Consider the following 13,169-nt stretch of genomic DNA (forward strand, 5'->3'; position numbering starts at 1 on the left):
AAATTAGCTTGAGCATCCGTATTTAGCTAAAAATCACTAACTTAGAGAGAACGACAAAAAACATGCCCTTAAAACCTAACGTCATGATACAAAAGCAAAAAAAGAATACTCAAAACTTCATGGTCACGGCATTTTTTATAATGCTATTAGGCATGGTTACAGGCACTCAAAATGCCTCAGCGTTCTTTCAGGATAATATGCAACAAGAAGTAGAATTCAACTTATACAAAGGTGAAGTTCTAGATTCCAAAACAAAAAAACCTCTGGTATTTGCTTCACTTGCCATAGAAGAATCCAACATAAGTACAATTACGAATGCGGAAGGTGAATTTTCTCTGAAAATTCCTAAAGATGCCGTAAACGCAAATGTAGTTGTATCCTTTTTAGGCTATAGCACAAAAACCATATCACTAACACAACTCAATAAAGAGAAGAATAAAATTATGATGGATATTTCCATCACCGAACTTCCCGGTGTTAATATTGAAGTACCAAAAGACGCAGAAGCCCTGGTACGTGATGTTCTTAAAAGAAAGGGCGAGAATTATTTTGACGACCCTACTCTTATGACTGCCTTCTATAGGGAAACAATCAAAAAACGTAGAAAGAACGTATCGCTCTCAGAGGCTGTTGTAAACATTTATAAAACACCGTATACTTCTCCTAAAAAAGATGGCGTTAAGTTATACAAGGCAAGGAAAAGTACAGATTATGACAAACTAGACACAGTAGCTTTAAAACTGCAGGGAGGACCTTTTAATGCACTCTTTGTAGATATCATGAAGTATCCTGAGTATATATTCTCGCCTGAAACACTAGACCATTATATATTTAAATTTGACCACTCAACACGCGTAAATGACAAATTGATATACGTGATTAGTTTTGAGCAAAATTCACAAGTTATAGACCCATTGTACAAAGGCAAGCTTTATATAGATGCCAAGAATAAGATTCTTACCAGTGCCATTTATAGCCTTAACATAACAGACAAAGATTTGGCGGCAAGATTATTCGTTAGAAGAAAACCGAGAAACGCACAGGTATGGCCTACCGATGTTGCTTATAGAGTAGATTATCGTGAGAAAAATGGTAAATGGTACTACTCCTATAGCAATGTGCTCTTGGAATTTAAAGTGAATTGGGACAAGCGTCTTTTTAACTCTGTTTATAGCATGACCTGCGAAATGGCTATTACCGATTGGAAAAAGAATCTTAGCACTGAATTTCCAAAGACTAAGGATAGAATTAAGACCTCTATTATTTTAAGTGACGAGGCCATTGGTTTTTCAGACCCTGATTTTTGGGGACAGTATAATATCATTGAACCAGAAAAATCTATTGAATCTGCAATTAAAAAGATTCAACGCCAGTTGAGAAAGGCAAATTCTGATGGAGGTACCTCCATTCCTTAATAAAAAATAAAAACATTGTTTACAAAAACGGCCAAATGGCCGTTTTTTTTTGTGATTCTATTTAAATTCATACTCTAAAATTAAAAGTATGGCTAACAGAAGACAGTTTATAGGTGCAGCATTAGGTAGTACGGTAGCGACATTACTACCTAATCTAGGAATAGCCAACAACAACTTCTCCGTTAACCCTACCACAGTAAAACCTAAAAGGTTAAAAAAAGGAGATACCATTGGACTTATAGCTCCCGGCTACGCTATTCAACCCTCCATTTTAGAAGAGGCTAAAAAGACCTTAAAGTCAATGGGATTCAAACCCTATCATACAGACCGATTAATTGCTAATTACGGGTATCTGAGCAATACAGATGAGGAAAGGGCAAAAGACGTTAATGAGATGTTCGCTGACCCAAAAATTGATGGCATCCTCTGCGCTCGTGGTGGCTACGGATGTACCCGAATCATGCATATGATAGATTATGAATGCATCAAAGAAAACCCTAAGACCTTTATTGGTTTTAGTGACATTACTGCTCTTTTGAATGGTATTCACCAAGAAACAGGACTTATTACCTTTCACGGGCCAGTTGGTAGCACTTTAAACGATCCGTACAGTATTAAGCAATTGGAAAAGGTTATTATGTTTCCAACAGAGCAACTAGAAATTCAAAATAATAAAATTCTAAAACCCGAATTTACTACCAATCCAGAATATGAACGCTACACCATTACCATAGGTATCGCTACAGGAAAAGTGGTTGGAGGTAGCCTAACCCTAATTAATGCTTTAATTGGCACGCCACATGAAATTGACTTTACTGATGCTATTGTATGCATAGAAGATGTGGAGGAGGCTCCTTACCGAATAGACCGAATGCTAACCCAGTTGATAGAAGGTAAAACCTTCAAAAAGGCCGCTGGTATTCTATTTGGTGTTTGTGCTGGTTGCAACGAATCTACAAACCCTATTTCCTTTACACTAAAGGAAGTAATCATTGATAGAATTAGACCTCTAGGAATTCCCGCAGCATATGGCATGAGCTTTGGCCATGTAGAAAATAATTTTACATTTCCCATTGGTATTTCAGCTAAAATGGATGCCAGAAAAATGAGCTTTCAGCTTCTTGAGAAGGCTGTTTTATAAAATTCTTCGAACAAAATCAAACAATATATACTTGTTCACTCCCAGAAAGAGTTAGCAATATTCTACATATTTCATTACAAAACATTAGTTTTTAGATAAAATATGTAATTATATGTGCAAAAAAAAACATATAACTACACTTTTCTACAATAAAACTATATCGTAGTTCGTCGAAAATAAATACTTCAAAACTTACTTTTCCGTTGATACATCTGTTAATAAAAGGAAACAACCTTAAAAATTGAATTTGTCTATTAACCTCTTAATTTTAAAACAAATCCATGAAAAAAAATGTATTAACCCTCGCTATGTTAAGTCTAGTCCTTACCCAATCGTGTTCAAGTGACGATGTTGAAGTATCAGACTTAGAATCCCAACAAGAAGAACAACAAGAAGAACAACAAGAAGAACAAGAAGAAGAAATGGAATCGGAAAATGCACCTCCAAGTACATTTGAGATTTCTTCATCAGATGCTGAAACCACCTCAATAGAACTAGATTGGAGCGATGCTACAGACCCAGAAGAAAAAGTCGTCTCCTACACATTATTTATTGATGAAGAAGAAATCGTTACAGATATTCAGGTATCAGAATTCACCTTAACGGAACTAGCCCCAAACACATCCTACGATATAAAAATAGTAGCTAGTGATGATGAAGGCCTAACTTCAGAAGTTACCACCAACATTACGACCAAAGAGGAAGAAATGGCCGCAGGACTTAATGTTTCTTTAGGAGAAGCAAACATAGCCACGGACACTCCAACATTAGAAGAGGACTATGGCACTTTGACTATACCAGTTAAATTAACAGATGATAATGGTGAGCCCATTGCGGCGCCAACAGATATTACCGTTAAGATAAAGATTGAATCTAATGACGCCTTCCAGTATGATTATAGTCTTAGAACCCCGATTCCATTATCCATTGAAAAAGGAGAGACTCAAACAGAGATAAAATTGGAAATCAAAACGGATGCAATGATTGAGCTAAATGATGAGAGTTTCACTGTAACAATCACATCTGTAGAAGGTGCAGAGTTAGATGAAACGAAAGATGAAGCAACTTATATTATTGCCGGAACTGCAGAAGAAGATTTACCAGCTGCCTCTCCAGATGGACCTAGGGTAGATATTACTTGGAGTAATCCAGATGCAGATATAAATGCCATTTTATTCAAAAATCTTGGAGAAACAGGCCAAACAAGTGCAAGTGTTGGATTCTACTCAACTAATGAAGATTCAGAGTCCTTTGTATTAGAAGGGAAATCAGACGGAAGTTATTTTTTAAATATCGAAAGAAATGACGATGTTTTTGGTGATATAGAAGCCACTGTACTTATAACGCAACCTGATGGTACGCGTATGTATAGAAGTTTCTTAGTTCGTGGAAATAAAGATGTAGTAGACTTTGTTATTGTAGATGGTGTGTACACTTTCGAATTTCAATTCTAATAAACCTTTGCAATATCAATTATATTAAACGTTTACTAAACTTAATCGTTTTAAACTAAAAAGACCTTCTTATAAGAAGGTCTTTTTTTTATATAGTTAATTCGCTACTTCGCTAATAAATTTTAATCGGTATAGTCTCAGTTCTTCGTCTTCATAATCCCCATCAAACTCCTTCATGGCCTCTTGTAAATCATCAGTTTCTGCTTCTAAGAAGTAATCATGAATTTCTTCCTGTTGGTCTTCATCAAGCACCTCATCAATCCAATAATCCAGGTTTAGCCTTGTTCCGCTAAAAACAATCTGTTCCATTTCTTTAATAAGCTGTGGAATATCAATTCCCTTGGCCGATGCAATATCACTCAAAGGAAGTTTACGATCAACGTTTTGTATAATATAAAGTTTAAGAGCTGACTTTGCTCCCGTACTTTTTACTACAAGATCGTCTGGTCTAATGATTTCATTTTCCTCAACATAACTCGCTATAAATGATATAAACGGCTTACCGTACTTTTTTGCCTTACCCTCACCTACTCCATAAATGGTAGTAAGTTCTTCTTGGGTAACGGGGTATTTCATTGCCATATCCTCTAAAGAAGGATCTTGAAAAACTACAAACGGGGGTACACCAAGTTTATTCGCTTGGCTTTTACGAAGGTCTTTTAATTGCTTTAACAACTTCTCATCGGAAATACCCGATTTTGCTGCACTTACAATGGCATCGTTACCCTCTTTAGTATACGTGTGGTCCATTGTCATCATAAAAGATTCTGGTGATTCCAAATAAGCATTCCCTTTATCCGTTACGCGCAATATGCCATATTGCTCTATTTCCTTTTTAAGGAAACCTGCCACCAATGTCTGGCGTATTAAGGCCATCCAATATTCTTTATCTTTATCTGATCCTATTCCAAACTCAGGCTTTTCATCTGTTTTATGAGATGTTATCAATGCATTTACTTTTCCAAGAAGCGTTCTTACAACTTCTTTAGACTTAAACTTTTCATGGGTAGCCTTCACCACCTTAATAAGCTTAATCACATTTTCTTTGGCCTCTTCTTTTTCTTTTGGATTTCTGGTGTTGTCATCCATATCTGCACCAAGACCGTTGACATCGTCAAAACCTTCTCCAAAGTAATGGAGCATAAATTTTCTACGAGACATAGATGTTTCTGCATAAGCAACAACCTCTTGTAACAAAGCATTGCCAATTTCTTGTTCGGCAACGGGTTTGTTAGACATAAATTTTTCTAACTTTTCTATATCCTTGTACGCATAAAATGCTAAACAATGCCCTTCTCCGTCATCTCTACCTGCTCTACCTGTTTCCTGATAATAGCTCTCAATACTTTTAGGTATATCATGATGAATTACAAAACGAACATCTGGTTTGTCTATTCCCATTCCAAAAGCAATGGTGGCAACAACCACATCTACATCTTCCATCAAGAACATATCTTGATATTTTGAGCGGGTTTTTGCATCAAAACCAGCATGATAAGGCACAGCGCTAACGCCATTTACCTGAAGCACTTGTGCCAATTCTTCCACCCGTTTTCTGCTCAAACAGTAAATAATACCCGATTTTCCGTTATTTTTCTTAACAAAACGAATAATATCAGAATCTACATTAGCTGTTTTGGGTCGTACCTCATAAAAAAGGTTGGGCCTGTTAAAAGAAGCTTTGAACGTTGTAGCATCAGTAATGCCCAAGTTTTTAATAATATCTTCTTGTACTTTTGGAGTAGCCGTAGCTGTAAGTGCTATAATTGCAATATCTTCATCTAACCTGTTGACTATACTTCGTAAATTTCTGTATTCGGGTCTAAAATCGTGGCCCCATTCAGAAATACAATGTGCCTCATCTACCGCTACAAATGATATTTTTACAGAATGAAGAAACTCAATATACTCTTCTTTAGTCAATGATTCCGGTGCAACATACAGGAGTTTGGTAACACCGTCTGTAATATCTTGCTTCACCTGTCTCACTTCTGTTTTTGTTAAAGAGGAGTTGAGCACGTGAGCGATACCATATTCAGAAGATATACCTCTAATTGCATCTACCTGGTTCTTCATTAATGCAATTAATGGCGAAACCACAATAGCGGTGCCTTCTTTCATTAATGCGGGAAGTTGAAAACAAAGCGATTTACCACCACCGGTAGGCATAATCGCAAACGTGTTGTTGCCTTGCAATAGACTGGTTACAACACCTTCTTGAAGACCCTTAAATTCGGAAAAACCGAAATATTTTTTTAACGAGGCATGCAAATCAGTTTTTTTCAAAACATTTTTATCTTTTGCCATATCTCATAAAAAACTTTAGGTAACTATATCTTAATTTTTTTAACATCATACTTTTCGTTGCGGGGGACTCTAATTTAGTCAAAATATATTTAAGGGTATTAAATTAGCTATACGTCAAGATTATGTAATTTTGTAATCTTAAATATAAAACAAAGTTTCAGAAACTATTCGGGTTTTTGAATAGTTTTATTCAAAACGACCTTATTTGTCGATTACAAGCACATAACAACAACAGAATCTTAACCCTTTTCATAGTTTGAAAGATAGCAAAGCTATTCTTGCGGTAGCCAAGAAAACGATAGAATCAGAAAGTGCTTCCATACATAACTTGGGCACTTTATTAAACGAAGAATTTTCAGATGCGGTAAACTGTATTCTTGAATCTAAAGGCAGAGTCATTGTCTCTGGTATAGGAAAAAGCGCCATTATTGCCTCAAAAATTGTTGCAACATTAAATTCAACAGGTACTCCCTCTATTTTTATGCATGCTGGTGATGCCATTCATGGTGACCTAGGAACCATTCAAGAAAATGATGTTGTTATCTGTATTTCAAAAAGTGGTAGTACTCCAGAAATTAAAATGTTGATTCCGCTTATAAAAAGAGGAACGAACAAATTAATAGCCATGACCGGTAATACAGAATCTTATTTGGCTAATGAAGCAGATTTTGTATTGAACACCTATGTTGAGAAAGAAGCATGTCCAAACAATTTGGCACCTACAACCAGTACTACCGCCCAACTGGTTATGGGTGATGCACTTGCCATATGTCTATTAAAACTAAAAGGGTTCAGTAGTAAAGATTTTGCCAAATATCACCCTGGTGGATCTTTAGGAAAACGTTTATACTTAAGAGTTTCGGACATTGTTGCTACAAATCAAAAACCTCAAGTACATATAGATGCCGATGTTAAAAAAGTAATCGTAGAGATATCGGAAAAAATGCTTGGTGTGACCGCTGTTACTGATGGTAATGAAATAGTAGGCATCGTAACGGATGGCGATATTCGTCGTATGTTGAACAAGTACGATAACATAAGTGGCCTTACCGCCAAAGATATCATGAGCAAGAACCCCAAGACTATTTCTGTAGATGTTTTGGCCATTGAAGCACTAGAGCTCATGCAAGAAAAGGGCATCTCACAATTATTGGGTGTAGACGGTAAAAAATACATGGGTGTTGTACATTTGCACAACTTGATCAACGAAGGCATATTATAATGGCAAACCAAAACACGAAGACTCCCGACGAAATGTCGTTTTTAGACCACTTAGAAGAACTAAGATGGCATTTAATACGGTCTGTTTTAGCCGTAGTAATATTGGGTACTGTAGCATTTGTAATGAGCGGCTTTATTTTTGACACCGTCATTTTCGGCCCCTCAAAAATGGATTTTCCTACCTATAGATTCTTTTGCGATGTAGCTACTTCCTTAGGTTTTGACTCTGCATTTTGTGCCGAAAAGCTTCCGTTTACAATACAGAGTAGAACTATGGGCGGACAGTTTTCTGCCGATATTTGGACCGCTATTTGGGTAGGTTTCATTGTTGGCTTCCCTTATGTTCTTTATGAACTTTGGAAATTTATTAGTCCTGGACTTCATCCTAATGAAAGAAAACATTCAAAAGGCTTCATTTTTATAGCTTCTTTTCTCTTTTTCATGGGCGTCCTTTTTGGATACTATGTAGTAGCTCCATTATCAATCAATTTCTTAGGTACATACCAAGTAAGTGAGATTGTATTAAACGAATTTGACCTTGACTCATATATAAGCACCGTAAGGGCCGCAGTAATAGCATGTGGCGTTCTGTTTGAACTACCAATAATTATTTATTTCTTAACCAAAGTAGGTGTTGTAACACCAGAAATACTTAAGAAGTATAGAAAAATTGCATTAGTAGTTGTTTTGATTCTTTCTGCAGTGATTACCCCTCCGGATGTTGCAAGTCAGATTATTGTAGCTGTTCCCGTGCTTGTGTTATATCAAGTAAGTATTTATATTTCAAAAATTGTACTTAAAAAAGAAGCCAAACGCGAGAAGAAAGCAAGAGAAAAAGGGTTAAAGAAATCGTAAACGCAAGGCTGTTCCAAAAGTTTGCCGTTTCTTTAATTTTTGGTCGTCCCTAATTAAAGACCTCCAAACCCCAAAATAAGAAACCTCTAATATGAAGTTAAGAGCTGAAAATATAATGAAATCCTACCGCGGTCGAAAAGTGGTGAAGGGTATTTCTTTAGAAGTTAACCAAGGAGAAATCATTGGTTTATTAGGACCTAACGGTGCTGGTAAGACCACTTCTTTTTACATGATTGTTGGCCTCATAAAACCAAACGGAGGAAAGATTTATTTGGACGGAACGGATATTACCAACTTCCCCATGTACAAAAGAGCTCAGAACGGAATTGGTTACTTGGCTCAAGAAGCTTCTGTTTTTAGAAAATTAAGCATAGAAAAAAATATCCTCAGTGTATTGCAGCTTACCAAGCTCAGCAAAAAAGAGCAGCTCATGAAAATGGAGTCGCTTATTGAGGAATTCAGTTTAGGACATATTCGTAAAAGTCGTGGCGACTTGCTTTCAGGTGGAGAGCGTAGACGTACGGAAATAGCACGTGCGCTTGCTACAGATCCAAAATTTATTTTATTGGATGAACCATTTGCAGGTGTAGACCCCGTAGCAGTTGAAGATATCCAGCGTATTGTAGCGCAATTAAAAGACAAGAATATTGGTATCCTTATTACCGATCACAACGTACAAGAGACTTTAGCAATTACGGAAAGATCATATCTTATGTTTGAAGGCGGCATCTTAAAATCAGGTGTTCCAGAAGACCTAGCTGCAGATGAAATGGTTCGTAAAGTATATCTAGGACAAAACTTTGAGCTTCGTAAAAAGAAACTTGACTTCTAAGTTTAACTTTTAGAAGTGCCTAGATTAGATAATAAAGAGGCTACCACATAAAATACGATGATAAAAGGCACGGCCAAAAACTTCAGCGTCAATAAAAGTACCGCACTTACGATAAGAAAAATATAGCGCACCGCATTGTCCTTAAAATTCCAAGTTTTGAATTTTAATGCGAACAGCTCAATATTTGCATTAAGCAGATAAGTACTTAATACGGTCATAAAAATCAAAAACCATTCGTTTAAAATAATACCATTTAAAGCATCATTGTTCTGATACAATAAGATTAATGGCAGCGAAAGAATTAAAAGTGCATTTGCGGGAGTTGGTAAACCTACAAAAGAAGAAACCTGATTTTCATCAATATTAAACTTCGCCAATCTATATGCCGAACCAAGGGTAATTAGAAAACCAAGAAAAGGAAGTAAACCAGATATACCCTCAAAAGAAAAAATAGCACCATCGCTAGCATTCCAACCACCACTTGTAGACATTCCTAATAATTGAAACATTACAATTCCAGGTACAAGGCCACTGGTAATCATATCCGCAAGAGAGTCTAACTGTACGCCAAGTTCACTTTGGACATTCAGCACCCTTGCTGCCAATCCATCAAAGAAATCAAAGAAAATTCCTAAAAACACGAACAATGCGGCCATTTCTAGCTGGTTAGAGACCGCAAAAACCGTAGCGACACATCCACATAGAACATTCAATAAAGTGATTAAATTGGGAATATACTTTTTCATGAAATGATTTGCTTTTGCGTAAAAATAATACAATTTAACATCAATCAGGTCAGACCATTATTTATTCGGATATTTGCCGAACGAAATTCAGTAAAATCAGAAATGCAATTGAAAAAAATCCTATTCATATTACTTTTCAGCTTTTCAGTTTTAGGTTCTGCCCAAGCTCCTGAATTGACACCCCTGTCTAAGATAAGTGTCATTACCTGCGGCCCTGGAAGTGAACTATATTCTACCTTTGGGCATAGTGCCATTCGTATTGAAGATACTAGTTTAGGTATAAATGCAATATATAATTATGGCACTTTTGACTTTACCACGCCAAATTTCTACATGAAATTTGTTCGCGGAAAGCTAGATTATACACTTGCCAGACAAAGTTTTCCTTATTTCCTAAAGGAATATGAGTACGAAAACCGATGGGTAAAAAGTCAAGAATTACAATTATCATTGGCCGAACGCCAAGAACTTTTCAATTTTCTGGAAACCAATTACCTTCCGGAAAACAGAGATTATAAATACGATTTCTTCTACAACAATTGCGCGACCAAAATTTGGGATATCTTAAAAGAAGTATACGGTAATAAACTTGTTTTTAATGAAAATTACCTAAAAGAGTTACATACCCATCGCCAGTTAATAAGGCAAAAGGTTAAAATAAATTCATGGTCTGGTTTTGGTATTGATTTAGCTTTGGGCTCCGTAATAGATGACGTTGCTACTCCTAAAGAGCATATGTTTTTACCGGATTATATTATGGAACAATTAGATGTTGCTCAGATAAACGGGCAGCCTTTAGTAGCTGAATCCAAAATTTTACTTGAAGCAAATTCAGAAGACAACTCTTCTAGCTTCTTTGCTTCACCAGAATTTTGGTTAATAATACTTCTAATTATTATATTGGTACTAACTTATTTCGACTTTAAGAATAATACCCGCAGAAATTGGTTAGACTTTATACTTTTCTTTAGTACAGGCCTAATAGGTTTACTTATTATTTTTCTATGGTTCTTTACGGATCATAGTACAACAGCAGGTAATTTTAATTTACTATGGGCGTTTCCGCCAAACTTGATCATTGCTTTTATTGTTGCTCAAAAGAGAGGTCCTAATTGGATTGCGAAGTATGCTATTTTTCTAGCTATTTTAGTTGTTGTTTCCGGTATTCTATGGATGTTTGGATTACAACTTTTTTCTCCTTTGATATTGGCCATTTGGGCCGCCCTTATTGCACGATATTTATTTTTATTCTGGTCATATCACAAGCCAAAAATCGCATAATTGCATGAATTTACTTACTGTTGAAAATATTTCCAAGTCATATGGCGAGCGCGTCCTTTTCAAGGACCTTTCCTTTGGCATCAATAAAGGCCAGAAAATTGCTTTGATTGCCAAAAACGGAACCGGAAAAACATCTATTCTAAATATAATGTCTGGACTGGACAGTCCAGATTCAGGGCAAGTGAATTACCGAAAGGGAATTCGTGTCTCATTTCTTGATCAAGAACCTGATCTTGACCCTAACTTAACGGTTGAGGAGACTATTTTTGCATCAGACAATGAAATACTGCAAGTTATAAATGCTTACGAAAAAGCGTTGCATAATACTGAGGATGCAGATGCATACCAAATAGCTTTTGAAGCTATGGAGCGTTTTGATGCTTGGGATTTTGAAACCCTCTACAAGCAAATTTTATCTAAATTAAAATTAGACAATTTAGATGCGAACGTAGGTCTACTATCTGGTGGACAGAAAAAACGTTTGGCACTCGCAGATGCTATAATTAACAAACCAGACTTATTAGTTCTTGATGAACCAACCAACCACTTGGATCTTGAAATGATCGAATGGTTGGAGGAATACTTTGCCAAAGAGAACATGAGTCTTTTTATGGTAACTCACGATCGTTACTTTTTGGAAAGGGTATGTAATGAAATTATAGAGCTAGAAAATGGTCAGCTTTATCCATATAAAGGCAATTACTCTTACTACTTAGAAAAAAGAGAGGCACGTATTGAGCAAGAATCGGTAGAACAACATAAATCTGAACGCCTTTTCAAGAAAGAACTGGAATGGATGCGAAAGCAGCCTAAGGCACGTACCACTAAATCAAAATCTCGAATAGACGATTTTAGCGCCATAAAAGACAAAGCTAGCCAAAGGAGAAATGAGCATGAGATCCAGCTAGAAATAAACATGGAGCGTGTGGGCAGTAAAATTCTAGAACTCCACAAGCTTACAAAATCATACCCTAACAAACCTATTTTAGAGAAATTTGATTATACTTTTACAAAAGGAGAACGTATAGGAATTATAGGCAAGAACGGTACCGGAAAATCTACGTTTTTAAATATTGTAACCGGGTCAGACCAACCAGACTCAGGCAAAGTTATAGTTGGCGACACTATTAAGTTTGGTTATTACACCCAAAAGGGAATAAATATCAAAGAGGGTCAAAAGGTAATTGATGTTATTCGCGAATTTGGCGATTTCATTCCGTTAATGAAGGGAAGACAAATTTCTGCACAACAGCTGTTGGAACGCTTTCTTTTTGATAGAAAAAAACAATATGATTTTGTAGATAAATTAAGTGGTGGTGAAAGGAAGCGACTTTACTTGTGCACCATTCTTATTCAAAATCCAAACTTTTTAATTTTAGATGAACCTACCAACGATTTAGATATTGTTACCCTAAATGTTCTTGAAAGTTTTCTTTTAGATTTTCCAGGATGTTTAATAGTGGTATCTCACGACCGGTATTTCATGGATAAAATTGTAGACCACCTTTTTATTTTTAGAGGAAATGCAGTTATTGAAGATTTCCCAGGGAATTATTCAGATTTTCGTACTTACGAGGATAGTAAAGTGTTGGAAAGTCGCGAAGAGAAAGCCAATGTAAAAGAAGTAACGGCAAATAAAACCGAAACAAAGAAGAGTAGCCCTAAGAATAAACTGCCCTATTTAGAGCAGAAAGAGTATAACAATTTAGAAAAGGATATTAAGAAATTAGAGACAAAGAAAGTTAAAGTACAGAATCAATTTGCAGATAGCTCTCTAAGCGGTGAAGACATAGATAAACTTTCTATAGAGTTAAAGGAAGTGAACGAAGCCATTGAAGCTAAAACAGAGCGTTGGTTTGAACTTTCTGCATTAATGGAGGAATAGACCTGTTCAAAAGCAAAGACAGGTTCTCATGG

The 13,169-nt window shown here is 36.1% G+C and carries 10 protein-coding genes; 8 read left to right on the top strand and 2 right to left on the bottom strand.

The genetic code is table 11. The features are described 5' to 3' along the window. The first annotated feature begins 83 nt into the window (after positions 1-83). From IWB64_RS00360 to IWB64_RS00370, 3 genes are all read left to right on the top strand, one after another. Entirely contained in the window at positions 84-1,415 is a 1,332-nt protein-coding gene (locus IWB64_RS00360; RefSeq protein WP_226975769.1) for a carboxypeptidase-like regulatory domain-containing protein, read from the top strand. 88 nt (positions 1,416-1,503) lie between these two features. Continuing rightward, complete coding sequence (locus tag IWB64_RS00365) at positions 1,504-2,556, top strand: S66 peptidase family protein (RefSeq protein WP_194532146.1); 1,053 nt, start codon at positions 1,504-1,506, stop codon at positions 2,554-2,556. Positions 2,557-2,837: 281 nt separating this feature from the next. Then, positions 2,838-4,010: a fibronectin type III domain-containing protein gene (locus IWB64_RS00370; protein ID WP_194532147.1), complete on the top strand. Its 1,173-nt coding sequence runs from the start codon at positions 2,838-2,840 to the stop codon at positions 4,008-4,010. Positions 4,011-4,106: 96 nt separating this feature from the next. Here IWB64_RS00370 and IWB64_RS00375 read toward each other — a convergent pair whose 3' ends face one another. Further along, positions 4,107-6,317, bottom strand: coding sequence for a RecQ family ATP-dependent DNA helicase (locus tag IWB64_RS00375; RefSeq protein WP_194532148.1), 2,211 nt, complete (start codon positions 6,315-6,317; stop codon positions 4,107-4,109). Between the two features lie 256 nt (positions 6,318-6,573). On the opposite strand from IWB64_RS00375, the gene IWB64_RS00380 reads away from it, so the two are divergent. The 3 genes from IWB64_RS00380 (at position 6,574) to lptB (ending at position 9,225) form a co-directional block, all read left to right on the top strand. Beyond that, a complete protein-coding gene (locus IWB64_RS00380; RefSeq protein WP_194532149.1) occupies positions 6,574-7,539 on the top strand; it encodes a KpsF/GutQ family sugar-phosphate isomerase in 966 nt (321 codons plus the stop codon). Further along, a complete protein-coding gene (tatC, locus tag IWB64_RS00385) occupies positions 7,539-8,393 on the top strand; it encodes a twin-arginine translocase subunit TatC (protein WP_155594325.1) in 855 nt (284 codons plus the stop codon). Before IWB64_RS00380 ends, tatC begins: the two co-directional genes overlap by 1 nt. A gap of 91 nt (positions 8,394-8,484) precedes the next feature. Beyond that, the gene (gene lptB / locus IWB64_RS00390) at positions 8,485-9,225 is read left to right on the top strand and encodes an LPS export ABC transporter ATP-binding protein (RefSeq protein ID WP_155594326.1); all 741 of its coding nucleotides are present in this window, start codon (positions 8,485-8,487) and stop codon (positions 9,223-9,225) included. Between the two features lie 2 nt (positions 9,226-9,227). Here lptB and IWB64_RS00395 read toward each other — a convergent pair whose 3' ends face one another. Continuing rightward, positions 9,228-9,971, bottom strand: coding sequence for a CDP-alcohol phosphatidyltransferase family protein (locus IWB64_RS00395; protein ID WP_194532150.1), 744 nt, complete (start codon positions 9,969-9,971; stop codon positions 9,228-9,230). 102 nt (positions 9,972-10,073) lie between these two features. Here IWB64_RS00395 and IWB64_RS00400 point away from each other — a divergent pair, with 102 nt between their 5' ends. Together IWB64_RS00400 and IWB64_RS00405 are read left to right on the top strand one after the other, a co-directional pair. Then, the gene (locus IWB64_RS00400; RefSeq protein WP_194532151.1) at positions 10,074-11,252 is read left to right on the top strand and encodes an Lnb N-terminal periplasmic domain-containing protein; all 1,179 of its coding nucleotides are present in this window, start codon (positions 10,074-10,076) and stop codon (positions 11,250-11,252) included. Positions 11,253-11,256: 4 nt separating this feature from the next. Then, the gene (locus IWB64_RS00405) at positions 11,257-13,137 is read left to right on the top strand and encodes an ABC-F family ATP-binding cassette domain-containing protein (protein WP_194532152.1); all 1,881 of its coding nucleotides are present in this window, start codon (positions 11,257-11,259) and stop codon (positions 13,135-13,137) included. The last annotated feature ends 32 nt before the right edge of the window (positions 13,138-13,169 follow it).

Origin of the sequence: Zobellia nedashkovskayae (assembly GCF_015330125.1) — a bacterium.
In the GTDB taxonomy this organism is placed as follows: domain Bacteria; phylum Bacteroidota; class Bacteroidia; order Flavobacteriales; family Flavobacteriaceae; genus Zobellia; species Zobellia nedashkovskayae.